Annotated in this window: 42 protein-coding genes and 1 pseudogene; 27 read left to right on the top strand and 16 right to left on the bottom strand. The window is 34.6% G+C overall.

Annotated elements, in window-relative coordinates; genetic code table 11:
* Positions 1-9: 9 nt before the first annotated feature.
* The 3 genes from SOI85_RS08450 to SOI85_RS08440 form a co-directional block, all read right to left on the bottom strand.
* A complete protein-coding gene (locus tag SOI85_RS08450; protein WP_320663951.1) occupies positions 10-333 on the bottom strand; it encodes a hypothetical protein in 324 nt (107 codons plus the stop codon).
* A gap of 409 nt (positions 334-742) precedes the next feature.
* Entirely contained in the window at positions 743-928 is a 186-nt protein-coding gene (locus tag SOI85_RS08445) for a hypothetical protein (protein WP_320663950.1), read from the bottom strand.
* 36 nt (positions 929-964) lie between these two features.
* The gene (locus SOI85_RS08440; RefSeq protein ID WP_320663949.1) at positions 965-1096 is read right to left on the bottom strand and encodes a hypothetical protein; all 132 of its coding nucleotides are present in this window, start codon (positions 1094-1096) and stop codon (positions 965-967) included.
* A 567-nt stretch (positions 1097-1663) separates the two neighbouring features.
* Here SOI85_RS08440 and SOI85_RS08435 point away from each other — a divergent pair.
* The 4 genes from SOI85_RS08435 to SOI85_RS08420 all read left to right on the top strand — a co-directional run bounded on the left by SOI85_RS08435 (position 1664) and on the right by SOI85_RS08420 (position 3503).
* Positions 1664-1837 carry a hypothetical protein gene (locus SOI85_RS08435; RefSeq protein WP_320663948.1) on the top strand — a complete coding sequence of 58 codons (174 nt, stop codon included), beginning with the start codon at positions 1664-1666 and terminating at the stop codon, positions 1835-1837.
* On the top strand, positions 1827-2432 hold the full coding sequence (locus tag SOI85_RS08430; RefSeq protein WP_320663947.1) for a DUF938 domain-containing protein: 606 nt from the start codon (positions 1827-1829) through the stop codon (positions 2430-2432). The genes SOI85_RS08435 and SOI85_RS08430 overlap by 11 nt, the downstream gene beginning before the upstream one ends.
* Positions 2395-2484, top strand: a complete 90-nt coding sequence (locus tag SOI85_RS08425; RefSeq protein ID WP_320665166.1) for a hypothetical protein — start codon at positions 2395-2397, stop codon at positions 2482-2484. The genes SOI85_RS08430 and SOI85_RS08425 overlap by 38 nt, the downstream gene beginning before the upstream one ends.
* Before the next feature lie 80 nt (positions 2485-2564).
* Positions 2565-3503, top strand: a complete 939-nt coding sequence (locus SOI85_RS08420) for an NAD(P)-dependent oxidoreductase (RefSeq protein ID WP_320663946.1) — start codon at positions 2565-2567, stop codon at positions 3501-3503.
* Here SOI85_RS08420 and SOI85_RS08415 read toward each other — a convergent pair.
* Together SOI85_RS08415 and SOI85_RS08410 are read right to left on the bottom strand one after the other, a co-directional pair.
* The gene (locus tag SOI85_RS08415; protein ID WP_320663945.1) at positions 3500-3910 is read right to left on the bottom strand and encodes an MAPEG family protein; all 411 of its coding nucleotides are present in this window, start codon (positions 3908-3910) and stop codon (positions 3500-3502) included. The genes SOI85_RS08420 and SOI85_RS08415 overlap by 4 nt on opposite strands.
* A 103-nt stretch (positions 3911-4013) precedes the next feature.
* Positions 4014-4169, bottom strand: a complete 156-nt coding sequence (locus tag SOI85_RS08410; protein WP_320663944.1) for a hypothetical protein — start codon at positions 4167-4169, stop codon at positions 4014-4016.
* A gap of 142 nt (positions 4170-4311) precedes the next feature.
* Between SOI85_RS08410 and SOI85_RS08405 the strand changes: the two genes are divergently transcribed.
* Positions 4312-4539 (top strand): hypothetical protein, encoded by a 228-nt coding sequence (locus SOI85_RS08405; RefSeq protein ID WP_320663943.1) that lies wholly within the window; start codon positions 4312-4314, stop codon positions 4537-4539.
* 57 nt (positions 4540-4596) lie between these two features.
* Here SOI85_RS08405 and SOI85_RS08400 read toward each other — a convergent pair whose 3' ends face one another.
* Both SOI85_RS08400 and SOI85_RS08395 read right to left on the bottom strand, forming a co-directional pair.
* Entirely contained in the window at positions 4597-4854 is a 258-nt protein-coding gene (locus SOI85_RS08400; protein WP_320663942.1) for a hypothetical protein, read from the bottom strand.
* 158 nt (positions 4855-5012) lie between these two features.
* A pseudogene (locus SOI85_RS08395) lies at positions 5013-5756 on the bottom strand (potassium channel family protein); the annotation flags it as partial.
* Between the two features lie 190 nt (positions 5757-5946).
* On the opposite strand from SOI85_RS08395, the gene SOI85_RS08390 reads away from it, so the two are divergent.
* From SOI85_RS08390 to SOI85_RS08350, 9 genes are all read left to right on the top strand, one after another.
* The gene (locus SOI85_RS08390; protein ID WP_320663941.1) at positions 5947-6201 is read left to right on the top strand and encodes a hypothetical protein; all 255 of its coding nucleotides are present in this window, start codon (positions 5947-5949) and stop codon (positions 6199-6201) included.
* Entirely contained in the window at positions 6194-6334 is a 141-nt protein-coding gene (locus SOI85_RS08385; protein ID WP_320663940.1) for a hypothetical protein, read from the top strand. Before SOI85_RS08390 ends, SOI85_RS08385 begins: the two co-directional genes overlap by 8 nt.
* 157 nt (positions 6335-6491) lie before the next feature.
* Positions 6492-6737, top strand: a complete 246-nt coding sequence (locus tag SOI85_RS08380; protein WP_320663939.1) for a hypothetical protein — start codon at positions 6492-6494, stop codon at positions 6735-6737.
* Positions 6738-6772: 35 nt separating this feature from the next.
* Positions 6773-6904: a hypothetical protein gene (locus tag SOI85_RS08375; protein WP_320663938.1), complete on the top strand. Its 132-nt coding sequence runs from the start codon at positions 6773-6775 to the stop codon at positions 6902-6904.
* Positions 6905-7061: 157 nt separating this feature from the next.
* Positions 7062-7328, top strand: coding sequence for a hypothetical protein (locus SOI85_RS08370; RefSeq protein ID WP_320663937.1), 267 nt, complete (start codon positions 7062-7064; stop codon positions 7326-7328).
* A gap of 131 nt (positions 7329-7459) precedes the next feature.
* Positions 7460-8149, top strand: a complete 690-nt coding sequence (locus tag SOI85_RS08365; protein ID WP_320663936.1) for a nucleotidyltransferase family protein — start codon at positions 7460-7462, stop codon at positions 8147-8149.
* Between the two features lie 188 nt (positions 8150-8337).
* A complete protein-coding gene (locus SOI85_RS08360) occupies positions 8338-9297 on the top strand; it encodes a glycosyltransferase family 2 protein (protein WP_320663935.1) in 960 nt (319 codons plus the stop codon).
* A 246-nt stretch (positions 9298-9543) separates the two neighbouring features.
* Positions 9544-9852: a DUF3303 domain-containing protein gene (locus tag SOI85_RS08355; RefSeq protein ID WP_320663934.1), complete on the top strand. Its 309-nt coding sequence runs from the start codon at positions 9544-9546 to the stop codon at positions 9850-9852.
* Positions 9853-9934: 82 nt separating this feature from the next.
* Positions 9935-10204, top strand: a complete 270-nt coding sequence (locus SOI85_RS08350) for a DUF3764 family protein (protein WP_320663933.1) — start codon at positions 9935-9937, stop codon at positions 10202-10204.
* A 153-nt stretch (positions 10205-10357) separates the two neighbouring features.
* Here SOI85_RS08350 and SOI85_RS08345 read toward each other — a convergent pair whose 3' ends face one another.
* Complete coding sequence (locus SOI85_RS08345) at positions 10358-10516, bottom strand: hypothetical protein (RefSeq protein WP_320663932.1); 159 nt, start codon at positions 10514-10516, stop codon at positions 10358-10360.
* Positions 10517-10668: 152 nt separating this feature from the next.
* Between SOI85_RS08345 and SOI85_RS08340 the strand changes: the two genes are divergently transcribed.
* The 9 genes from SOI85_RS08340 (at position 10669) to SOI85_RS08300 (ending at position 16107) form a co-directional block, all read left to right on the top strand.
* Positions 10669-11010, top strand: coding sequence for a DUF1330 domain-containing protein (locus SOI85_RS08340; protein WP_320663931.1), 342 nt, complete (start codon positions 10669-10671; stop codon positions 11008-11010).
* Between the two features lie 150 nt (positions 11011-11160).
* Positions 11161-11586, top strand: a complete 426-nt coding sequence (gene arfB / locus SOI85_RS08335) for an alternative ribosome rescue aminoacyl-tRNA hydrolase ArfB (RefSeq protein ID WP_320663930.1) — start codon at positions 11161-11163, stop codon at positions 11584-11586.
* Positions 11587-11816: 230 nt separating this feature from the next.
* Positions 11817-12107, top strand: coding sequence for a galactose oxidase (locus SOI85_RS08330; protein ID WP_320663929.1), 291 nt, complete (start codon positions 11817-11819; stop codon positions 12105-12107).
* A gap of 35 nt (positions 12108-12142) precedes the next feature.
* Positions 12143-12388 (top strand): DUF1651 domain-containing protein, encoded by a 246-nt coding sequence (locus SOI85_RS08325; RefSeq protein WP_320663928.1) that lies wholly within the window; start codon positions 12143-12145, stop codon positions 12386-12388.
* A gap of 324 nt (positions 12389-12712) precedes the next feature.
* The gene (locus SOI85_RS08320; RefSeq protein WP_320663927.1) at positions 12713-12859 is read left to right on the top strand and encodes a hypothetical protein; all 147 of its coding nucleotides are present in this window, start codon (positions 12713-12715) and stop codon (positions 12857-12859) included.
* Positions 12850-13029, top strand: a complete 180-nt coding sequence (locus tag SOI85_RS08315) for a hypothetical protein (protein WP_320663926.1) — start codon at positions 12850-12852, stop codon at positions 13027-13029. Before SOI85_RS08320 ends, SOI85_RS08315 begins: the two co-directional genes overlap by 10 nt.
* A 74-nt stretch (positions 13030-13103) precedes the next feature.
* A complete protein-coding gene (locus tag SOI85_RS08310; RefSeq protein ID WP_320663925.1) occupies positions 13104-13709 on the top strand; it encodes a hypothetical protein in 606 nt (201 codons plus the stop codon).
* A gap of 49 nt (positions 13710-13758) precedes the next feature.
* The gene (locus SOI85_RS08305) at positions 13759-14088 is read left to right on the top strand and encodes a hypothetical protein (RefSeq protein WP_320663924.1); all 330 of its coding nucleotides are present in this window, start codon (positions 13759-13761) and stop codon (positions 14086-14088) included.
* Positions 14089-14391: 303 nt separating this feature from the next.
* On the top strand, positions 14392-16107 hold the full coding sequence (locus SOI85_RS08300; RefSeq protein WP_320663923.1) for a protein adenylyltransferase SelO: 1716 nt from the start codon (positions 14392-14394) through the stop codon (positions 16105-16107).
* A gap of 22 nt (positions 16108-16129) precedes the next feature.
* Here SOI85_RS08300 and SOI85_RS08295 read toward each other — a convergent pair whose 3' ends face one another.
* A complete protein-coding gene (locus SOI85_RS08295) occupies positions 16130-16609 on the bottom strand; it encodes a hypothetical protein (RefSeq protein WP_320663922.1) in 480 nt (159 codons plus the stop codon).
* Positions 16610-16701: 92 nt separating this feature from the next.
* Positions 16702-16890 (bottom strand): hypothetical protein, encoded by a 189-nt coding sequence (locus SOI85_RS08290; RefSeq protein ID WP_320663921.1) that lies wholly within the window; start codon positions 16888-16890, stop codon positions 16702-16704.
* A 140-nt stretch (positions 16891-17030) separates the two neighbouring features.
* On the opposite strand from SOI85_RS08290, the gene SOI85_RS08285 reads away from it, so the two are divergent.
* Positions 17031-17189: a hypothetical protein gene (locus tag SOI85_RS08285; RefSeq protein ID WP_320663920.1), complete on the top strand. Its 159-nt coding sequence runs from the start codon at positions 17031-17033 to the stop codon at positions 17187-17189.
* A 102-nt stretch (positions 17190-17291) separates the two neighbouring features.
* Here SOI85_RS08285 and SOI85_RS08280 read toward each other — a convergent pair whose 3' ends face one another.
* The 3 genes from SOI85_RS08280 to SOI85_RS08270 form a co-directional block, all read right to left on the bottom strand.
* Positions 17292-17681, bottom strand: a complete 390-nt coding sequence (locus SOI85_RS08280) for a DUF3804 family protein (RefSeq protein WP_320663919.1) — start codon at positions 17679-17681, stop codon at positions 17292-17294.
* A gap of 253 nt (positions 17682-17934) precedes the next feature.
* Positions 17935-18117, bottom strand: a complete 183-nt coding sequence (locus tag SOI85_RS08275; protein WP_320663918.1) for a hypothetical protein — start codon at positions 18115-18117, stop codon at positions 17935-17937.
* 396 nt (positions 18118-18513) lie between these two features.
* A complete protein-coding gene (locus SOI85_RS08270; protein ID WP_320663917.1) occupies positions 18514-18723 on the bottom strand; it encodes a hypothetical protein in 210 nt (69 codons plus the stop codon).
* A gap of 158 nt (positions 18724-18881) precedes the next feature.
* Between SOI85_RS08270 and SOI85_RS08265 the strand changes: the two genes are divergently transcribed.
* The gene (locus SOI85_RS08265; protein WP_320663916.1) at positions 18882-19076 is read left to right on the top strand and encodes a hypothetical protein; all 195 of its coding nucleotides are present in this window, start codon (positions 18882-18884) and stop codon (positions 19074-19076) included.
* A gap of 358 nt (positions 19077-19434) precedes the next feature.
* Here the strand turns inward: SOI85_RS08265 and folE are convergent, their stop codons facing one another.
* From folE to SOI85_RS08250, 3 genes are all read right to left on the bottom strand, one after another.
* On the bottom strand, positions 19435-20169 hold the full coding sequence (gene folE / locus SOI85_RS08260) for a GTP cyclohydrolase I (protein WP_320663915.1): 735 nt from the start codon (positions 20167-20169) through the stop codon (positions 19435-19437).
* A gap of 552 nt (positions 20170-20721) precedes the next feature.
* Positions 20722-21588, bottom strand: a complete 867-nt coding sequence (locus tag SOI85_RS08255; protein WP_320663914.1) for an EamA family transporter — start codon at positions 21586-21588, stop codon at positions 20722-20724.
* Positions 21589-21591: 3 nt separating this feature from the next.
* Positions 21592-21744, bottom strand: coding sequence for a hypothetical protein (locus SOI85_RS08250; RefSeq protein ID WP_320663913.1), 153 nt, complete (start codon positions 21742-21744; stop codon positions 21592-21594).
* Positions 21745-22408: 664 nt separating this feature from the next.
* Here SOI85_RS08250 and SOI85_RS08245 point away from each other — a divergent pair.
* Together SOI85_RS08245 and SOI85_RS08240 are read left to right on the top strand one after the other, a co-directional pair.
* Positions 22409-23107: a methyltransferase domain-containing protein gene (locus SOI85_RS08245; RefSeq protein WP_320663912.1), complete on the top strand. Its 699-nt coding sequence runs from the start codon at positions 22409-22411 to the stop codon at positions 23105-23107.
* A 237-nt stretch (positions 23108-23344) separates the two neighbouring features.
* Positions 23345-24277 carry a putative sugar O-methyltransferase gene (locus tag SOI85_RS08240; RefSeq protein WP_320663911.1) on the top strand — a complete coding sequence of 311 codons (933 nt, stop codon included), beginning with the start codon at positions 23345-23347 and terminating at the stop codon, positions 24275-24277.
* Positions 24278-24336 lie beyond the last annotated feature (59 nt).

Here is a 24336-nt window from a genome sequence, read left to right as displayed (position 1 = left end):
AAATATATTTTAAGCATCCTCTTTCGAAATAACCTCTGCCTCAACTACATTAGCTGAGTCTTTATCTTCATTAGCTTTTTGATCAATCCAACTATGAATTAAACCTACAAGGTTTTGAGACCAGCGATATATAAAAAATGTGGAAGGAAGAATACTTAAAAATCCCACTATTGGACTTTTGAAAAGTAATCTCCCCACTTTCACATTAAAAGCAATGATCAATACAGAAGGTATTAATACACTAAGAATTATTTTTATAGACTCTAGCCAGCCGAAGCGATAGGTAAACCAAATTAGAGCAATAATTGAGGTATATAAAAACAAATATATCATAAGAAATCAAAGCATAGTTCTTTAAGTTTGGTTCATACATTAAATTAATCACTTACTATGGAGTAAACAAAGAAGAATCTGACAAGTTCTTTTATATAAATATAGTTTAGGGTCTACAGCAAAAAATTAATTAAATTTTCCAAAAGTCAAACAAACTATTCAATAATTTTACTAATCTATAGACTAAAAGATTTGCATTTATTCGTCTTCCTCAATTTTTACAATTCGAAGGTTCAGTCCAAGGTAGAGAAATATACCTCCTATGAGAGGAGTCCAAAGTTGCCAATGATAAAGATCATTTGATCGCAGGAATTCCATAAGTCGGTTGTAAATTGTAATTACTCAAGAGATTTTTCTTTACTTACAGTCTCTCCAATAGCAAGAGATTAAAGAGCAATGTCATTACTCTTTAATCTCTTCCGTAAGCATTTCGTAATTTGCTGACAAAATTAAATTGCACACCTTCATTTGAAGAACCTAAATTCTGAATTAGCTTTGCCGAGGCAAACCTTGATTGCATAGAGGCATAAAGGGATTGATGCCTATGCATCAAAATCTTCTTTGATGCTGGTTTTGTTGCTGTAGCTGAGGTCATTAAAAAAAGGCCACTAATAATAAATATAGACAAATATTAGTCATCTTTTTCTGAAGTTTTGTTTTTCTTATCTATTTCATCCTTATATTTCTTCATTGTCTTTTCGCCTAAAGCATCTTCGATTAGCTCGAAAAACCAGTTTTTAATTGATTCTAATTTATTAAGCATGGTTAAGTAAAACTGGGAAAACGTTTTAAATCTTGCCTTAATCTTAACAAGATTTTTAAGAAATTTTACGCCTAATGTATTGCATAGAATGACTTTGTAAAGCAATCATATAATACCAAGAGAAATTCAAACCACAAGAAAAGAACTTGTGGCTTAAATAAAGCATTGTTCTTATATTTTAGAACAAGCAAAAACTCATACTAGTAATACTTTAAAAGCAGTCTAAGTAGTGTAATAATATATGTATTCTTATACGTTAAATGAAAAGGGTATTTCAATGGAAACGCTATTTAGATTGGAAGTCTCTTTCTTGCGAAGAGAAGATGGCCACAAAAAGACTCCTCTTCCTTCCCATAATTGCTTACTTCATAAGTAATTTAATTCATGAATATGCATTTTTATTTACTTTATCTATAATTATTTATTTAGCATATATAAAGATTGACAAGAAAAAACTAAAATGAGTAAGCTAGCTATAGGGCTAATTATTAAACAACTTGATTCTTCAATAATTAGACATTTTTATCTATAGAAGTCCTAGAATATATTTATATTTACAATTAAATAATGAAAAAAGGCAATCTAAAAAGAATTATTCAAGAACTAGAGGACTTGTTAACAGAGTTAAAGAGTGAGGTCTATTCGGATAAAGAAGCCTATGTACATCCATGGTATGAGAAAACCGGTGATGCACCTAGGAGAATTCAATCAGATGATGATGATGATGGATATGCTGACTAATAACAAGAACAAAGCAAGCAAAGAAGGTGTCGACGAAAGACTCTTCTACCCCGCAACTCAAAAGAACCGAGAATGTATCGGAGAAGAACTTGCAAAACTTCTTCCCAAAAGTGGATCTGTTCTAGAAATAGCAAGTGGGAGTGGCGAGCATGGGGTTATATTTCAAAAGCTTTTCCCCTCTATCAATTGGCAAGCCAGTGATCCAGATTCATGTTGCAGAGAAAGCATTTCAGCATGGATTGAGCACGAAGGGTTACAGAACAGAATGGCTCAACCTATAGATTTAAATGTAAGGAAAAGGCCTTGGCAACTAAGTCTAAAACTTCAATCATCTATTAAAGCAATAGTGTGCATCAATATGCTCCACATATCTTTTTGGGATTGTACTAAAGCTCTATTTGAAGAAGCTCAAAATCATTTAAGGAAGGGGCATCTACTAATTATTTATGGCCCATTCAAAAAGGATGGGCGACACACAAGTCATAGCAACAGGGTTTTTGATTGTTCGCTAAGAAAACAAAACCCATATTGGGGGGGTTCGAGATTTAAACGAAGTAATCGAATTAAGCCTCAAAAATGGATTTGCAAAACATGACATTATTGAAATGCCTGCCAATAATCTTTTAATTGTATTTCGTCTAAAATGAATCATTGGCTTAGATAATTGCTCATGATCGGAATTACTGCCATAACTAAGAAAATTCTTCTTTAAAGAGGAAAAGATTCAATGGACAGGAATAATATAAATTCCAAACCTTGTTTGGGATTTATAGGCCTAGGCTCAATTGGCCTACCAATAGCAGCCAACTTAATTAGAGCTGGTTTTTCAGTAAAAGTTCATACAAGAAGTAGAACAGCAGAAAACAGTGAGGAGTTGAAAGGTGCCATTCCTTGCTCATCTCCTAGAGAGACTGCTAAAGGATGTGATGTTTTAATGATTTGTGTCAGCGATGAAAACGCCGTAGAGGATATTCTTTTCAGTAATCTGGGAGCCGAAAGTAGTATGAAGTCAGGTGACATAATAATTGACTTGTCAACTATTAGTCCTAGTAAAGCAAGGTTATTTGCAGCGCAACTCTCTAGTAAAAATATTACTTATGTTGATGCTCCAGTAACTGGTGGAACAGAAGGTGCCAAGGCAGGTAGTCTTACAGTTTTTCTAGGAGCTAATGAAGACTTCCTAAAGACAATAGCTTCCATTCTCAGTGCAATTGCTGATGCTGTATATCCTTTTGGAAGTACAGGTAAAGGTCAAGAAGTAAAAGCCATTAATCAAATACTAGTTGCAGGTAGTTACGCAGCAGTTGCAGAAGCAATTGCATTAGGAGAGGAATTAAAATTGCCTATGGACAAAGTTATTGAATCCCTGAAAAAAGGTGCTGGAAGCTCATGGGCACTTAGCAATCGTGCACAATCTATGCTCCAAGATAAGTATCCATTAGGCTTCAAGTTGCAACTACATCATAAAGATTTATCTATTGCCTTAAAGACAGCCAAAGATTCAGGACTAACACTTCCCATAACATCCAAAGTAAAAGAATTAGAAGAAGTGCTACTCAAAGAAGGTTACAAAGATAAGGATATCTCTGTCTTAAGGCGCTCAATTAAACGAATTACAAATACAACAACATCTAATCTTGCTAGTGGGGCTGAAGATATGGACTAATAAGTGAGTAAAGTATCTAAACCTGCTTTATAAAGGAGCCCAGAAGAAATAATGCCTATCGCCCAGCAAAGTCCTCTAGCTGTGGGAATATCTCCAACATAGACACATATATAAATCACTCTTACAAGCGGATGAATCCATGCCGCCACAACAGTCAAAGGAGATACAGCTCCTACAAGGAGACATAAAATACATGCTGGAGCATGAAAAGTAAAACTCTCCCAGCAATTTTGATGACACCAAACAGCTCTTTTCCCAAACTCAGGTAATTGATCAAATAAAGCTCTAGGAGCTCCCATATTATCTACGGAATAACCGGCCTTAACTCTGGCATAAGTTAGAGGCCCAATGGAGATCAATATGACGCACGCGGAACAACAGAGACTCCAAGCAAAAGTAGGATCCATAAAATTCTGAATATCTTAAACTTAAAGTGTAATACTCAAGTCGAAATCAACTCCTCTATTGGAACCGTTGAAAAGTTATAGCCTATCCAATTGACGTAATTATCTAATAAAAGCTACTAAAACCATGCATATATCCCCAAACAAGCGTTGCAAGAAGAGCTGAAAAAGGTAAAAAAATCGCTAAAGTTATAGTTATTTTTCTAAAAGTTTGACCAACTCCATTAGTCTTGTCTTGTGCAGGGGTAACGATTAAAGGCATAGAAAGATCTCAGCATTTCCTAATAAAATATATAGCCAAATTCTTCGTTCTTAATCCACTTGCAAATTAATTGCTTAAACACCAGTATTATTTATTTAATTGATTTCATGCTGAGCACAACTATCACGACTAGGAAGGAGCTATGAACCAAATCGAAATTGAGCAACAAAAATCAGCAGATCTGGCTCAAAAGTTAAAATCACTTGCCTGTATAGAGTGCGTTAAAGGTTGGTTAGACAAATACACAGGAGAGAAACAACCCATTGAAGATATAGTTCACTGCGGGAAACTCGGCTTAATTAGTCAACAGCTTGAAGATCGCTTAATTAAAGAAGTGAGAATAGTTCAAAGTAATAAAGAAGATAAATGAAACTGTATATTTACAATTAATTGATCTATTAGATGAACTAACTACTGTCTCGAAAAACTAATCTTTTGAAGATCCTGTGATTTTAGGAATCTCCTCATCTTCTGTAAATTTACGTAATAGTCGAAACATCTTTGCAAAAACTAAAATAGCCCAAATAACAATTCCGATTATCGAGAAAAATGCGATCAAAACTCCTAAAAGCCCTAGCAAGCCTTCACCAACTCCGCTTTCATAAAAACGGTCTAAGCAAAATACAGCACCAAAAGACAAAAGGAATAAAGAGACAAGGGCCTCTTTCTCATGTTTGCGAAGCATTAATTACTGATCTCTTCTCTTCTCATAGCAAAATCAAACAACTCAGTAAAGTTAAAAGATACGCAAAGGAATATCTTTTAGAAGTTATCTGACTTGAGAGTCATACCATTATCAAGTAAATCCATAATGGTATTAAGAATAGAATTTTAAATCCATCAAATAGAAGCTTCTGCCATTGTTCTCCCAGCAGCAACATAAGGACTAACCACAACATTTGCTCCTGCTAGTTTGAGTTTATTAGAGGCCTCTTCACTCTCAGCTCTAGCAATAAGCCGACATTCTGCGTTAATACCTTTTGCGCTTAAAACAACATAAAGATTGGACGCGTCATTAGATAGACTTACAACAAGACTTTTGCATGTCTTAATTCCAGCCAAAAGCAATGTCTCGTCGAGAGTTGCGTCTGCTTGCAAAACCTTTAACCCTCTCTGTTCAGCTTTGTTCTTGACGATTGGATCTAACTCAATCACAAGAATTGATATACCCTTTGATTGCAATTGCTCTGCAATCTCCTTACCGATACGGCCATAGCCGCAAATAATTACGTGATTAGTCATTCGCGATAGAACTCTTCTAAACCTTAACTCTCTCATCTTTCGAAAATAACCTGATTCAGATAAGCCAACAAATTTTTGAAGAGTTAATTGAACAACAATAAGTCCCCCTCCAATAATCAAAACAGTTACGATTCTTCCTGCTTGACTAAGTGGCTCTACTTCGCCAAACCCAATTGTGGTAGTTGTTATAAGTACCATCCAAAGGCAATCGCCCCAATCCCACCCCTCAGTCACTCGATAACCAAATGCTCCCAGAATAAAAAGCGTTGCCAAAGAGATCATCGAGGCAAGCCATGGCTTAGCAAGGTCTATCAGCATTAGACGGTGAAACGCCCATCTCTTCATTCGGGTCTATTCTCTGTATAAAAGACGATAAGTGAAATCTCTATAAAAATCTTCTTGTACCTATTTCTTTTTAGCTCTGATTTTCACGAAAGTATTTTAAAATACTTATAAGTTTTGGTATATGTTTTTTGATTTTCTAAGTACTAGAAAAAGTTTATTGGAACGGCATTATAGGTAAAAGTCTAATCACATGTCTCCAATCAAAAGTCAGCAAGCTATGAGATATTGCTTAATAACTTCGACGATTGCTCTAGTCACTATTGCTTTCGAATTAATACCTATCTCCAGGCATTCAGCCTATTGGAATCGGTGTCTTGATAACACAGTGCTATGGATTAACCAATCCTCAAGATTAACAGGATTGAAGAAGCTAGAAAAAGAATCTCTAGCTGTAGCTGTTTGCAATGGTGCAGTGCATGAACCAAAGCTAAGAAACAATGACTGAACCTAAAAGCCAAAGAACCATTAAGGAATTTTTAAACAATTTCTTTGATTTATGCAGGACATATCAAGAAGAAATACCACCAGAAAAAATGGCCGAAATACTAAGGGACTATGCAGATAGGCTAGATGGATAATGAGCAGAACACTTTTGGCCAGCCTTAATAATCCTTTTGGTTTCTGGAGTATTTATTTACTGGATTATGAAATCTAGGTGTTCAAGTGAAGTCCTGGATAATTATCTTTTTCAGTCTATATTAAATCAATTCCAGAGAATAAGTGGATTTTGAATATATGATTCTAAGCTCTGACTCTATTACCGAATATCTAAGTTCTCCTGCAGGACTAAATACAGTTGTCTTAGTAATTGTCTTATTCGGTGCTATCAATTCAATCTTTATCGCTTATGCTGTTAGAAATAGTTTCGGTAAGATTAAAGACGAAGAGAAAAAAAGAAAAATGCAAGAGGCAAAGATCAATAGGCTTTTTCCACCAAAACCTTATAGTAAAAATCTAAATAAAAGATTTGAGGAAGATTAAAATGTGCATAATATACTTATTAAAGGAATATATGAATGCCTAAGCTAAAATCTGACTCTTCTTCAATAGAAGTTGGCACAAGATTCAAAATAATTGTTGGTTCATTAGCTGTTTTATTAAACGGATTTGTCTTTACATGGTACTTTTTCTATTCTGGCCTTACATAATTAAATAAAATAATTTTCCCCCACTAAGACAGAGTAGATAATTAAATATTTATTCCAAGAATCGAAAAGAGAAGACTTCTTCTCTTTAATAGATTTAGTATTAATCAAAACCTATTTTAGGTTTCTCAGAAAAAACAAATTTCAATAAGGAGAGAAAATGAGGTTATTTCTTAGCACTTGTCTTACACTAATTCTCATTACGCTACCTGTATCCATTAAGGCACAAGAAATCGATTTATCAATAAATCAAATTGAAGAAATAGAAGTTTCTAACGAGATCACAACAAATAGAGACATAGCATTTTCACAAGAAGAAGAGTCAACTAGCTCAATGTCTCCGCAAGAAATTGATGATCTTTTTGGTCCAGAACCATATCTGGGCCCTACTTCATGGCTTGGTTCAAAGGAAGGTCGAAGTAAGTAAAGTATCTTTTTCGGATTTACCTACTCTTTTTCCCCTTTCCTGATTAATGAATTCTTTGGGAACAAGAAGGTAACCAATCGACAAAAAAAATAACTCCTCTATTGTAAGGTTTATAAAATAAAATAAATAGAATGTCATCAATAACAGCCTTAGTACTATGCGGTGGAAAAGGAGAGAGATTAAAACCCCTAACAAATTCCATTCCCAAACCTCTAATTCAAATAAATAAGAAGCCAATTCTAGGTTATATTTTTGATCATATAAATAAATATAATATCGAAAAATTAATTGTAGCAACAGGTTATCAATCAAATAAAATAGAAGACTATATAAATAAAAATCATTCAAACCTAGAGATACTTACATCTCATTCAGGAGATGTAGATATAATAGAACGAATAAAAGAAGCTTCAAAGCTTATCAAAGGAGATTTTATAATTTTCTACGGAGATACACTCTCAGATGTAAATATAGACAATTTAATAGCGCATCATAAAAAACAACCTGGAAATGCAACCGTTACTGTATGGCCACTGAAAAGTCAGTTTGGATTAATGGAATTTGACAGTAGCGGAATGATTTGTTCATTCAAAGAGAAGCCTATATTAGATAAGTGGATCAATATTGGTTATATATATTGCGATAAATCAATTATAACGATGTTAACAAAAGTCGACAAGTTCGAGGATTTATTAAGTTTGTTAGTCAAGAAGAAGCAATTAAATGGATTTAAGCATGAAGGTATTCATATTACTGTTAATACTATCGAAGAACTTGAGTTGGCAGAGAAAAATATCAAAAGTATTGGAATTACACCCTAAACTTAGCTTGGTAAAGTAAACTTTTTATAACTATAATCAATATATTATAGGAAATGATTATAAAAATAAGTGAATACAAATAGGTGCACCTGTATATATATTAATTAGAAGCAAAAGTAAATTATACGTTGGGGACTTTCAACACTGATGCTGATATAATTATAAGATAATTGGAAAATCTTTATAAAATGCTTCTAGATATTACAGTTGTTTTCCCTTATTACAATGAAAATAAAACAATAAAAACTACTCTTGATCTAATCAGCAGGCAATCTAAGATGCCAAGAGAAGTTATTTTTGTAAATTCAACATCATCAGATAAAACTTCTGAAACAATCGACAACTGGATTAGAGAGAATCAAAATAATTATCAAACTAAGTTCCTAAATATTTTTGAAGGAAGTAATACACCATCCTCCTCAAAAAATATTGGTATAAAGAATTGCACAAGTAGCTGGGTAGCTTTTATGGATTGTGGACTTCTCTTTGAATTAAATTGGATAGAGAGTCAATGGAATTATATACAAGATAAAAAGGTAGAAATAGTATCAGGGCAAGTCTATTTAGAAGGAATAGGGAGTATAGACCAAGCGGCAGTTGCTCAAACTTATGGTTACAAAAAACGAATGCCTTGTATACCCTCAACACTTGTAAAAAAATCAATCTTTGAGAAGACTGGAATGTTTATTGAAAACAGAAGAGCAGGTTATGACATCGCTTGGCCACTTTTATTAAAGAAGTTAGGGATTAAAAGAAGTATAAATCCTAGTGTTATTGTCAAGTATAATGGTATAAATATTGCCAACAAAATAAGTTTTCTTTTATATAAAAGGATAAATTATACAAGGGCAACCGTGGGGCTTAAATACCACTTTTCTCCATATTACTATTTATTAATATTACTACTAATATTTACTTTTATTGGATTATTTCCAACTTCCATAATTCAATTATTATATGTATATATACTATCTAGGGGATACCTAATTCCAATAAAAAAATCAAATGGTTTAGAGATGTTTAGAGATAATCCATACTTAATTATTTGGTTGCCAATTGTGGGTATTGCCCTTGATTTTGGTGGAACAATTGGTTTCTTATTAGGGTTTTTTAAATATCACTTAAATGCAAGATACCTTAATAAATAACTTTAAATAAAAGAACTCATTGAAAACTCACAGAATCATAGGGGGCATGTAACGAGCAAAATAAAAATTACAATCTTTCAGTTACCTGGCTTTTGAGAGTCTGACATCAACCGGTGGGACATTCAAACTCTAGTTCTACAAAGATAGGTTTTCGTTTTTGAAGTTCTGATTACCTGAAGAAGCATTGAAGCACACATCAAATTCATCAAACATGAGTTATATATTCTATATATTTTTTTAATAGAAGTGGCTCTCTTCAAGCTTGACTGGGCATTTCCAACGCAGGAATCATCTTTCGCAGGTGGTCAAAAGTTTCTGGAGTATCTAGAAGCTGGTGCACCGGCTGACGAAACGGAAGGTTTCAGAGTGCTATGGCGTGTAACTAATCCTCTAAACGGAACCGGTTCTTTCGTAGCTGAAGCAACTGACATAAGTAAAGTGTGGGAACATGCTGCTCCTTGGATCAAAGGATTTGGGTGCATGTGTGAGGTGGAGGCCGTTTTCTCCGATAAAGAGTTTGTTACAGCCGCAAAGAAAATTTACGCCTCCGAGTAAAGCCAAAGGACTGCGTCCTAGTCCTCACCAAAGCAATTCTTTAAAGAGAATGCTTTAGTAAAAATCAACCTCATACGTATTCATGGAAACAACAGTCTTTATTTTCAAAATCAATGGGACATTTGGCCAATGGTCTTCAATCTTTGATAGCAATGAAGCCAAGAAAAGGCATGATGAATACGAAATAAAGCCTTTGTATAGAGGAGTTAGTAAGCAAGATGCGAAGAAAGTTATTGTCATTCACCAGCACCCTCCTGGCGCCATTGAAAAGTTTCTAGAAGCGAATGGAGACTGGATAGCTACTCATGATGTTGACTTGGCCAGTTTCGAGCAGACAGTCTGGAATGAGTAAGAGACAGTGCTTCTCACAAAAGACCTTTATTAAGCACTAAGTTTATAATTAAATCTAATTTCAAATAACAAAAAAGACTGTTTTTCGTCAGACGATGGTAGAAAATATTGAGCTTGCAATCATTAAGAACTAATAGTTTGAACGATTTATAGATTAAAAGTAATTACCCTGAAGATGTCTTTCCATACAAATTGTTTGGCAGTCGTTTCCGTCAGCAAAGTTCTCAACTGAACAATAAGTGATGCATTCGAGATAATCATCTATAGGGTCAATTCTCTTAGAATTACTGAATTGAGAGTCGATTGTAACCATAAGAAAGTTCCTACCATTTCTATCAGCAATATAGCCATTAGGAATAGATATTCCATCCGCATTACTTCCTAACTGACATTGCTTCTAGTGGATAAAATAAATGGTTTTGGTAATGTCTAAGAAGAAAACGATCCCAGTTCTTTATTTGATTTATGGATAAAAAAGGTGCAAAAGGTTATTGGATCTCAACTTCAAAAGTTGTTGATCAAAAACTTTTTTCTGAATATGTCAAGAAAGTAAGACCTTGGTTAAAAGAGGTTGGCGGAGAAATCTTCGCAAAAGATACTGAGCCAGTTGGGAAAGAGCAGACAGTAGGTGCCAATATGGCTGTTATTTGCGAATTTCCATCAATGAGTAAAGCAGTTGAAGCTTACGAGTCTACTGAGTATCAAGAGTTATCAATAATACGAAATGCAGCGACTCAAAACGCAACCTTCACAATTATGGAAGGTATGGGTGAAGCAGAAAAACTAAGAAAAGCAATGGGTAAATAAGTCTTAGGTGTACAGGGAGTCTAATTTTGTTCAATTAAATGAACTATCAATTATTAAATGGGATTTTATTTTTAGGATTAGTGAGCTTAACGTTAGTTTTGCTATTTACTGGGCCCTTGGCAGGGAAAGAGAAAAAGAAATAAACGAAAAATGGATTTAACAGTTAATTCAAAATTAGTCATCCCGCAAAATGAAATTCAATGGCGCTTCTCTCGCTCCTCTGGCGCGGGTGGTCAAAACGTAAATAAAGTTTCTAGCAGAGTAGAGATAATTTTTAATCTTAAGAACTCAAAGGTTTTTACTCCGTTTCAAAAAAATTGTATTAATAATCGACTAAAAAATAAAGTCATTAATGGATATATCTGCATCGCAGTTCAGGACAAAAGGACTCAATATCAAAACCGAGAATTAGCTTTAGCAAGGCTAGTCTCGGCTATTAGATATGGACTAAAACCACCTGAAAAAAAAAGGAAAGAAACAAAACCAACTAAAGCATCTCAAAGAAGAAGACTTGATTCAAAAAAGAAACGCGGGGAAGTCAAAAAGAAAAGGCAATCAAGAGTAGAAGACATTTAATCTCACACATATTTTCATAGCAGGATTATTTAATCGTTGTAATCGGCATATCTAGTTAGCAAACAATCCTAAAAATAATTCATGGAGTATTTCGACTAGTCGCAATCAGGCTACTTAATGAGCAACTTAAAAGTGTTGACACCCAACTAAATACGTTGCTAGTATATTTGTACTACTAACAAGCAGATGACTGTTTCAGCCTCCCCGTATGCTGTTTTTAAAGCTGAGGAATGGATTTCACCTACTTATTCGCCCATAGGAATTGGCCAATGTCTCCGCATCTCACCAAAAAAGTATTCTCAAAAGAGGAATATTCGAAAGACGCCGAAGAGTGGGAATATATCGAAGAAGAAGTCCTCAATCACTCACGTTCAGCTTGCGTTTGCATGACCTGTTACCACTTCAGCCATATATGCGACAGACACTCACGAACACTTCTGACATGTCTAACAAAACATTGTTTAATACCTGATGGGAAACATTTAAATAGTAAGTGTTCAATGTGGCTTGCAAGATTATAGAAACAAATTGAATCCCCTACCTGAGCTACTTAATTATGATTCTCGAAGGCTGGTTAATTGATCCAAGCAAAACATTACTCTTGCGTTTTCACAAAGATCCAACATCTCTGCAAAGACTTCCTCAAATCTATATGGATAAATGGAGTGTTACTACCAGTGGTACTCCTTGCAGCCTTATTAATCGAAGAAAAGTTCATTTCGACCCAGCGCTTGAGACTTGGAATGAGCTAGTACTCAATGGCTGGGAAGAACTGAGGCAGCAATTTAGCGAAGCAGCATGAACATTCTTTGGATTACAAATCAATACTTTATTTAAACTTGAATCTAGAGGAAAATTTGTAGAAACGTAATAATTCCTATAATTCTAAAATTCATCTAATTAAATTTATATTATTAATGGCATAAACTATATTTAAATAAATGTATTTTGCGGATAATTTGAGCAGAGTATTTGTGATAGTCATTATTCTTGTTTGTGGTGAGGCGCAAATTATTTGAGGGATAGTGCCAAACCTGATTGCATTTGGACTGTTTATTGGGGTAATTGACTATTTTGTCTGTACTAGCAACATGATTAAAAGAATTAGCCTTAAAAAACAAAAAGAATGATCGAATATCAGAGAGAATTAGATCCTGATATTAAGAATTTACTTTTCAATGAATCAATCGTTACTCCTCTGGCTATTACAAGTGTAATTATCCTATTAAAGAAAATGGGAAAGAACGAACCCAAGACAACTCGATGGAGATAAGACCAGGCACAATTCCTTTGGCTACTTTGAGTATTGTTTTTGCGGGGCTACAAGTGTGGTGGATCGCAAATATGCTGCAAAATGGAAGAGTGGCAAAAAACACAACCCATACTCGAAAAAATCAACTAACATATCAAAAGCAAAGACTAGACAAACTCTTAAAGAAATAGGCCTTTACATATAAATCAAGAACCTAGAGATTTCCATTAAAGCTTTATCTAATTAAGCATTCAACTTAAATCCTATGTATCTTAAAAGTCTAAAAGGATCTCGATTAGTCATTGGCTCATATCCACCATTTGACTATGATGCCCGAGGAGGAGGAGGGGTAGCAACTTTATTGCCAACGGAGAGAAATAATATTCAGAAAGTAGTTTTTTCATCTGAAACATTTTCCATTCCTCCACTTACTTGGCGAACAACAAAATTTTTATATCTTCCATTAGTTCCTGGACTAAGGATAGAAATGGCTATGGATAAACTTGAAGGAAATATAGATCTAATCACTGGAGAGATTTTATTGAGATTTGAATCAAGATTTATTTTTAGTATTAGCTCTATATTTCGCTTCCCTCATTTATATGTCAAAACAACTCTCGTGACAGGGAAAGTAAAAGGTAAGCTTCATGAAGAAGAAGGTCTAATTCTTCAAAACGATGGGAAAGCAACACTCGTAGGTATTGCGATGATCCCTCCCACTGGCAATAAGGTGCTAGACATCTTCCTTGGTCTGCCTAATGAGGCGTTAGCAGTACTTCAATGTGAAATTAAATTAAAGGAAAAAGAACAATTTGCCCAGGTGGTTCAAACAAGTTCCCAATCTGCTCAGATGGAAAAATTTTCCAACTGAAAGTCTTATTAATAAAGCAACAAGATATCTAAAGCGGCATAATTCAAGCATGAAACGATTATTACTACTACCACTGCTTCTTGCTCTGGCTGGCTTTATTTCATTATTGCCAGTGCATGCTAATACTGAATTTGAACTATACATGCATGACTTTTATAAAAAACAAGAAATGGCAAGCAAATTATTAAAAGAAGTAGAAACAGACCTCAAGAAAGGGGCCAGTGAAAGGGTTTGTGCTAGACAAAGAAAAGCTGCTAATTACGGGGTCGAAGCCACAGAATCACTGATAAAAGCTTTTAAAGTTAGTGGGAATGCATATCAAACAGATGATATTAAAGCTGGTCTAAATAAATGGAGGGAGTTAAGAGATAATTGCTAAAAGGTTGTTATTAAGGATGAATACCCTTAGTAGCCCTACTCGTAATTTTAGAATACACTAAAGAAATATAAGCCAACTGGAAATCTCTCGCATGTCTTATCTTCAGAGTTTATTAACTCTTAGGAATTAATCCAAATCACTTGATATGACAGAAACCATCCACAAGATATTGAAGTCCTTAAAATGAATACAAAGATAGGTGTAATACATTAATTTGATAATTTTAGAGCAAGCACGTCCAAAATTCTAATTCAGTTTTTATTTTTCAAATAACCAGAAAGTCCACAACCTTAGCGACAATTAATGACCAGTCCTACCTCATCCACATCACCCACGTTCGAACCTTCAACAACAAGGAGTTTCGCTGAGTTCTTACAACGGGTCGATTATTCATATATGGATTCCTTAAAAGTGGATCCAAATGCAACGAGGGATGGTCGCGACCACTACCCTCGACAAGTCTTCTCCGGTCATTATGTACCAGTGACCCCCACTGCTATTCCATCGCCGGAATACATCTCGCACAGCAAAGCCTTATTTAATGAACTGGGATTAAGTCATGATCTTACTCTCGACGACCAATTTTCTCGTCTATTTTCAGGAGACATTACCGTAGCAAAAGAGCCAATGCGTTCGATTGGTTGGGCAACAGGTTATGCCTTATCCATATATGGGACTGAATATATACAACAGTGTCCATTTGGAACAGGTAACGGGTACGGTGACGGACGAGCAATTTCAATATTCGAAGGTCTCTTCAACGGTAAGCGATGGGAGCTACAACTAAAAGGAGGAGGACCGACGCCATACTGCCGTGGTGCCGATGGTCGCGCTGTACTCCGTTCAAGCGCGCGTGAATTTCTAGCACAGGAGTATATGCATGCTCTAGGAGTTCCTACCTCACGCTCTCTGACACTATATGCTTCTCGTTCGGAAACCGTACGAAGACCCTGGTATACCAAGGATTCCATCTCTATCGATCCTGATACTGTGATAAACAGTCGAACAGCAATTACTACACGTGTTGCACCATCCTTTTTGCGCGTCGGTCAGATTGAGCTGTTTGCCCGTCGTGCAAACAGCAACGAGCATCTGGAGGCTCTCGACGAACTGCAGATGCTCGTGAAGCATCTCATCAAGCGAAATTACCAAGAATTCATTGATCCTAATCTTAGCTTTATCTATCAAGTGGTCGAACTAGCCTCTTTATTTCGTGGGCGACTGACTTCACTAATAGCCAATTGGATACGAGTTGGCTACTGCCAGGGCAATTTCAACAGTGACAACTGTTCTGCTGGTGGTTTTACTTTAGACTACGGTCCCTTCGGATTCTGCGAACTGTTCGATCCCAGATTTCAACCCTGGACAGGAGGAGGAGGCCATTTCTCATTCTTTAATCAACCAATTGCGGCCGAAGCCAATTTTCAGATGTTCTGTGCTGCTATTCGACCTCTGCTCATCGGTAACAAAGAAGCTTTAACAAGACTTGATGAGATCCGAGATGGCTTCTCCGAAGTCATGAGGCAAGAACTCGAGATGATGTGGGCAACGAAACTCGGGTTAACACGTTATAACGAAATACTCGTGAACGAACTCCTAGAACTCATAGTTGTCTCAAAGGTAGACTACACAATATTTTTCAGAAAGCTGTCCAATATTCCAGAGCAAGTCACAGACTTGAAAGAAAGCTTTTACCTACCAAGCTCAGAGCAAGTTGATGCTCAGTGGGCCAACTGGCTTCAACGATGGCGAAATCAAATTAATGAATCAAGTAATCTCAGAGTGGCCTCCACAGCGATGAAAAGCATCAATCCCAAGTACACCTGGCGTGAGTGGCTAATCGCTCCCGCGTATGAAAAGGCTGAACAAGGTGATTACAGCCTCATTAATGAGCTCCAGAATGTTTTCAGCAATCCTTACGAGCAGCAGTCAGAGGAGATAGAGGCAAAGTACAACCGTCGAAAACCTAAGGAGTTCTTCAACGCGGGAGGTATATCACATTATAGTTGTTCATCTTGACAGAAGATCAGTATTCCGTCTTCTACTTATTAGATTTCTGTGCTAAGAATTCAATATATTTCTTCAATGTATAGCCATGACAATCAGAAGGATGCGCTGAACTTCCTAGGCCAACTTGAGCATCATTGCCTCTAAATCTTCGACAATCACAAATAAGGTCAATTAGACATCCCTTTTGGTACTCCTTTACTCTCTCAGCAAACCATTCTCGCGCTGACTCTTCCATCGCATCGCACGCATTCCAAGAATCCCAAAGTAACTTATCAAACATCTTAATTGCCTCTTCTCTAGTAGTGAAGTCTTCGCAAATATTTCTCACAGGAGATTCCTTCCTATTTATATAGTGCTTAATAGGTGGGTTATCTAAATCCTTTATAAATCTATTAGGCCTAGTATGGCCATTGGACAACCTCTCAGGAGCTATTTTTCTTACATCAAGCAAACCAAGCACCTCTATTTGCTCCCATTGATTGTTCGAATGTACTTCTTGTTTATCAGTCATGATTTAGTGTTCTCTTTCTCATGAACATAAAAGCTCCAAATGATAAGTCTAGTGAAAGGAGGAAAGCAAGGGGAAATAATGAGGAACAATTTCTAATCCCAACCCCATCCTTTTTTGATATCGACCAAAGATCTTCCACTTTCTTTTTCTGATGCTGTTAAAGGTATCCAGCTCCAATCAAGAAATAATGTCATTGCTATAGCAAAAACAAAATGTCCTACTAAAACCCCTATAGCATCAATCTTAGTAAGGGATTCTTGTCCAATAGAAGGATCGTACAAAACTTTCTCGCGAGGAATTTAAATATTAACTGGCCAAATTCTTACGCGTTGAACTTGTAAGTTAAACCAGTATTAATACTCTCTAGCTATTTTGTCATCTAAAGGAGTAGATCTAGTAGAAGGTGTTTATGAGATTAATTATGTCTTTATCTTCCGAGGCAGTTGAAATAGCTGCTCGAAGTGTTCTCAAACAGCTTGCTGAAAGATTACATTTTTCCAAAGAGCAAGTAAGAAATGATGAGGTAATGGAGTGCTTGCAATTTGGTATCTGTAATATAAGTAATCGCATTTATCACTGATCCAGCTCAATTCTTTATCCAGTAAATCTATTAGATATTTTTAATGAGAATCTTTCTTTTCGTCTGAAAAACTAATTTTTCAGACTCCTTATCTTTTACTTATCAGTGCCAAGTAGAAAGATCTGTCGTACCAGATGATCGTTGCATCCAGGAAATCTTCCAACTCCCATCTATTTTCTTAAAGATCATTGAATAACTTGATAAATCATTGTTTTGCTCTCCTTTATAACTAAATGCTTCTTTCAAGGTGAAAGCCGCAAACCCCCAATCTGAATACTCTTCTAGTCGATGAATCTTTACCAATTCAGAAAGCTCAACAATCAAATCCGCATTGCTATACATTCCTACAAGAGCTTCTGCAGTAATAGGGTTACCACTTGGTCTAACAGCTAAAAAATCCTCTGTAACATTAGAGATCAAAAAAGACTTGTTTTCAGCTCTATTTGCAAAACCTTTAATAAGAGCCTCTATCTGCTGTGAATCAGAAGTCAATGTTGTGAGAGCGTTTAATTAAAGGATGTCATATATGAAGGAGTCAGGGTGTCTATTTTGATTGTTTACGCAAATTATGAATATGCCAGCTTCTTTGAGCCAAAACTATTCAAAATACTAAAGATACTAATCAGAGAAATAGGCCTGGACCAAAGCTTTGAACTAGGAATTCATAAGCACCATGACTCAGTAGCTTGCAAGTAAATTTCTATTATTTGTAAAAGTTTAATATTTAGTTTTTAGCAATGTCTTATTAAGAGTTTCTTGTAAAAATAGAGCTCTTGACTCCGGCTTGTTCCCATTTTTTGATGCGGGGCCTTAGAAATGACATAGGTAGTGCAGTCACAACCGCAAATGAGATCACAAGTATTAAGTCAGTAGTGAAATGGCCTATACCAAATTCAGAATGAGCTAGAGCAAATAAGGAAATAAGCATTGAGTTTCTCCAAGGCAACAACAAACTAATAGCCCCTGTAACTATTGCTCTAGCTGTATGTAAACATTATCAGCTGCTTTTGTAATATTTAGCCCCATATTCCTATCGCCTGAGGCGGAGATGAGCTCAGGTTGCAACATTCTGTCTAGCGATCGTAGCCAATCAAAAGATACCAATAGATTTAAAAATCTAAATTTTGCTTTTTTTCAAAGAAAAAGAAAAGTTCTCTTCCCTTTTGGCTTAGATAATTTAATGAGCAACGCATTTATCTTGTGAATGCTTGATGACATAAAGTTTTATTCAGATAAAAGGACCTTTTGAGAATTATCAAAAAAATTATAGTTAAAAACCCTTAAACAACCCATCAAAAAAAATTAAAAAGTCTTGTTTTATTTATTAGATCAATTTATAGAGTTTAATCGCATAAAACGCCCCTCCAACAAGACTCAATATTGCAGCACCATAAAAAAGAAATGGAATAATTGGATATTTATATAACGTAGATCTAACCTTCTTTTGTATAGATTCTTTATCAAGCGAAGGCAATTCTCTTTGATTTCCTCTAGGTGGCAATCCTAAGTCTTTTCTTCTTTTGGCTTCTCCCATAATCAATGAATAAAAAGATTTAAATATATTTTATATCAAATTTACCAAGAATAATTAATCAGAACTATTAATAAATATATTTAAATTATCTTTTTATTTTATATAAGTAGCAAAATAAGTATTAGTTAGACAATACTAATCCAAAAGTAGTGATAACAATGAGTACTAAATGGAATGACACCTCGTGGCAGCAAGAGTTCTTGAGAATGAAAAGGCATCCACCTGAGGTAGAAAAACTCCTCGTAGATGGACCAAGAGGTTTTAGAGATTCATGGCAACTAGGAGGCCTCCACGAGGAATACAAACGATTAAGAAAGAAGTACCAACAATTTGAAGAAGAAGATAAAACGTAGAAATGACTGCGCCACATATTCAAACATTTACCTCTCAGTCATAAAGAGAAAAAGTGATTTGTAATTAGAGAGGTTTATCAGGTAAAGAAAATAAAAAATCTATTCGCAGATTTTTAACAAGAAAATTCTCTAATTAAATTATAAACATAAAGCAATTGAAGGATAAATAATGCCAATTAAGGAAGGAAATTCCTTAAGTGATTTAGAAAAGTAATTACGTATTTAGGTAATTCATGTTCTAATGAAGAAAGATGATCGTAATCAAGCCTTAAAAACTACAGATTTAATAACTAAAAAAGATGAATTAAAAGCAGAATCTATTTAATAGATAAAAATTCTTCCTACAGAGACAACTCTTCTAATAGCTATTAGAAGGATTGGCTTGTTGCTTAACAAGATCTAAGAATTCCTGTTTCAAATATTTATCAGTTCGAAATTCACCTCTAACTACTGTATTAATCATACTAGTATTTGGTTCTTTGATCCCTCTCCATTTCATACAATAATGTTGAGCCTTTACAAGAATTGCCAAACCTTTTGGTTCACATAAACGTTCGATTTCATCAGCGAGAATCATGACAGCCTCTTCTTGAATATGTGGCCTAGAAAAAACCCAATCAGTTACTCTTGCAAATTTTGAAATTCCAATAACTTTATCCCCTGGTTTAATGCCAATCCAGCAATCTCCTAATATTGGAACCATATGATGAGAGCATGCAGAACGAATACTTATTGGACCTAAAGTATATATATCATCTAAACTCTTATCATTAGGGAAGCTAGTTACTTTAGGCTGTGGATAATATCTTCCTTTAAATACTTCATTTAAATACATCCTAGAAACTCTTTCAGCAGTTTCTTGAGTATTGTGATCATTTTCAATATCGATTAATAATGTCTTAAGTAAATCTTTTACTCTAGTAGCAACTTCTTTTTCAAGAGTTTCAAGCTCTCCAGGTAGAATATAATCTGAAATATTATCATTAGCATGAAATCTTGCACCATTAGATTTAATACGATCTCTAATTATTTCAGAAACTAATTTACAAGATATTTGTTCTTTTATATTTTCTTGTTGTTTTGAAGAAGTCATAATCTTTGATATGAAAAACTAAAAAGCAGTTCGTTATTTCATAAATGCGCTTAAACCCTAACATATAAAGATGAGATATGAAGCAAATTCAACAGCACTTTAAATGCTACAAAAGATACAACTGTTCGAAAAGCAGTAATATCAGGTGATATGGGGGAAAGACTTTCTTGCTGCAGATTAACCTCAGACCTGACTAGAACTAGATTTCCCTAGCCTGATTTAGAAAAGAGCCAGAATCTAAGTAAAGTAAAATCCTAGGAAGTCTGAAAGTGTTTCCAGGTAAGAGGAAATAGATGAAACAACAGACTTAATTAGCAGACCGCTCGTTTTACGCAAAATTCACAAACACTAATTTTTCCCATATACCAGTCAGGACGCGGGGAAAGAATTAATTAAATTCTGGTCCATCAAGAGTGAGACTGCTTCTCTAGCAAGGGATTAGAAGCAAGGACTAAATCTTGCTCAAACTCTTTTCAAACTTTCGGAACCAAAAGCCCCTATAGGTTTTACTCAGGCTTAATCAAGAAAGAAGAACAAGATGCTGAGTAATTCTCAAATGAATACTATTCCGACGCCTAATATTGTCGTTGCAGTTAATAGATATGTTTTCCAAGTAACCTCCTCTCCTTCCATTCCTGAAAGGAAAAGTGCCATTACTGGAGAAGTACTTAAAAGTGTCCAACCTAATCCAATAGGCAATAATTTAAAAACATTTTGCTGCAATAAAATGCCTATATTTGTCCCCAAGAATGTTGCAAACAAAAGACTAAGCTTAATTTTCAAAGGAATCATTCTAATTGAATAAGTCAAATTTTTCCCTAGGAAAGGAAGGAGAGCAAAAACGCTTCCAAGTAAACGAATTTCTGTAGTTTGAAATGGGTTTAGATCAGATTGTGTGAGTACAGATCTCGATAAAGCGGCAGCAATAACAGCACATAATACTGAAAAAATAGCAAAAATAAAACCTTCTTTTCTATCTTTATTTGATATAATATATTGAGTATTTATGGTTTTCTGAAAAGCTACACCTACCAAAGAAATGCTTACTATAAAAACTCCTACCCATACCTTAAAAGGAAGTATCTCTTCCATAAAAACTGACCCTAAAAATGTTGCAATAATGGGAGAAAGAGCTTCAACAGTAAGAGTACGGCGTGTACCTATTTTTTTTAAAGATATTATATAAAAAGTATCACCTACAGAAATTCCTATAATTCCACTTAAAAAAAGAATAAAAATATCTTTAAAACTAGATTGAAAGTCAAAAGTTAAGATAATGGGAAAGAATATAATAAAAGCAATTATATTTTTCGTTATATTTATTTGTGCAGCAGAGAGATATTTAGTCTGCTTTCTCCATAAGTAACAAGCATATGTCCAAGAGCTGGCAGCTCCTAACGCAGAAATAATCCCAAACAAAACTTACTGATCTGGCTCGTCCACTTGCTCTGTCTTCTCTTGATTTGCTTTATTCTTCGAATAAGGGCAATCGCCATCAGCTCCTCCCCAACCCCAAGAAAGTACAGGGACAGGAATCATTGAAAGAGCAAGTACTACTGGAAGAACTTTTTTCACTGCAGGTTCAAAGTTAGTTTGATGATAAAGCTTTTTAGAGAAGTAGTAAGCATTTCATGCAATCCTTTACTTGACTAGAAAGTGCATTTACAGGCTTTTCGAGCTCTACCTCAAAAGTATTCTTCGCTGAGGCCCAATGGCATGACAAGAACCTAACTAATTGCTCATTAAAAGTGGAGCTTTAGTCATCACAAAGAATCTATGTTTTGAGGAAACTTTATTCAAACCTTTTCTCATTAGTTTCACTTGACTTTTGATTAGTAATCCTTAAAGGAAACCGCTTTAGGAAGACCCTATTGACCATGACAAATTCATTTACCGCCCTTCCAGGCTGGATATTTCTTCTTTGTACAATTCTTTCTCTTCTTCTTATCTGACATAACTAAAGACTTCGTCAATTATCAAAATTAGAAGACTTTAAATAAGCCGCTCTTTTAGACCTAACCCCATAGATATGAATAAAATTAACTACTGGCTAATAAAAATTGAGCTACAACTTATACCTATGTAGAGCAGCGATTCGCGAAAATCTATTCCAACAAAGTTATAGCAAGAAGATTCATCAAGCATAGAAGGAAAGCGAGCTGAGATAGTCGTATAATTAGTTAATTGCTCTAACGATGATGATCAACGCTAGAGCAATTAAATCATCTGATTCTGAAAAATGAATTTAGGCGAAAATATAAAAAAAGGTTCTGCTTCTTGGTCTTTTGAGGATATACCGTTAGATAAGTTTGAAACACATATAGAAAGATCTATTCCATGCTACAAGCTTACACACGACCTAGGTTTATGGACTAGTGATTTTTTTTGCAGTCAAAATTCTAGAGTTTATGATATAGGATCTTCTTCTGGGAAATTTCTAGGAAATTTACATAAACGACATTTAGAAAAAAACCTCGAATTAATAGGAATAGAGCCTGTAGAAGAGATGTGTAAAGATAGTCAAAGAAAGTATAATCAAATTAACTTTATAAATTCAGATATTAGAGACATTAGTCTTGAAAAGTCATCGTTTATAACTTCCTACTATACTATGCAATTTATACCAACAGCTTGTAGGCAAGATATTATTTCTAAAATATATGAATCACTAGAATGGGGGTCTAGTTTTCTTATGTTTGAGAAAGTGCGGGCGCCCGATGCAAGGTTTCAAGATTACATGACTCAAATTTATACTGAGTATAAAGTCAAGCAAAATTATACTGCCGAAAACATCTTATCAAAAGCACAAAGCTTGAAGGGAGTACTTGAACCCTTCTCACATAAAGGGAATATGGATTTATTAAAAAGGGCTGGATTCAAAGATGTTATGAGTATATATAAATTTATATGTTTTGAAGGCTTTTTAGCAATAAAATAGTTACTATAATTAATTAACTCTCTTATTAATTTGTTCACTATAAATTCTAAATCTTCAATATTAAAAAGCTTATCTTCTAGACTATTCAGTTTTACAGACGATTCATACCTATCAAATATTGAACGCAGTTACAAAAGTAGAATTCTAAAACAAAGAAGTATATTAGAAGATAAATCATTATGCAAAGACTTTCTTTTGAACTTTCGTCATCCAGAAAGTAATTCTATTATAGGGGAAATGCATTCGCTTAATGGATATAAGTGCCTGAAAGGCAAAAACAGATTTCAGAATATTTCTAAATACACTATTAGAAGTCTTCTAAAATATTTGCATCCCTTTGCTTATGCTGAAAGAGATTGGATTATGTGGAATTATTCACAATATAAACGTTCTCAATTAGGAGTTTCAAATTACAATAAATCAATTAATGATATTGGTAATCCGCCAATAATGAAGCTTGATTCTACTTTTAAATGGAATCTAAGATGGCTAAGATATCTTTACCTAAGAGAACGCTTGTTTTTCACATTAGGGAAAGAAACAATGAAAAATATTCATTCTATAGTTGATATTGGAGGTTGCTATGGTGGCTTTATATCCCTCTTGGCTGAAACATATCCAAGTAAAAACTATACTCTTATAGAATTAGGTGAAAACATACCCCTCGCTGCATATTATATTAAAAGTATTTTTAAAGACAAAGAGATAAATATTATTAATAAAACTACGGACTCTTTATCCTTTGAAGGAAATATAATTAATTTAGTACCAGCACATTTATTTGAAATAGCATCAAATGAATCCTTTGACTTATGCTGCAATTATGTATCACTTGGTGAGATGAGTTCTATACACTTTAAAGAATATATAAACTCAAAGCTTTATAAAAATTCCAAATTAAAGCATATTGTAAATAGAGTTTCCTCATCTCCATACTATCTGAAAAATACCTTCTATAGTTGGTCTAATAATCAAACAATATTAGATTATAACCTATCTGGAAATGTTAAATACTTTGATATTTTTCCATTTACACATTTTTTCCCTTTATTAGAATCGAAAGAGTATCAATCTATTAATTGCAGTTTAAAAGATTACAAAGGTTTGATATCAAGCTGGAAAAGGTGTCCAGTTTCATCACAACAATTTGAATGTATTATCGAAGTCTAAATAGTTACTTTTACTAATAATTTATTAAAATCTTAAATAAAAACTGATTAGCTAAACAA

This window comes from Prochlorococcus sp. MIT 1223 (genome assembly GCF_034092465.1).
In the GTDB taxonomy this organism is placed as follows: Bacteria; Cyanobacteriota; Cyanobacteriia; order PCC-6307; family Cyanobiaceae; genus AG-402-N21.
This window is presented reverse-complemented; position numbering and strand designations above follow the sequence as displayed.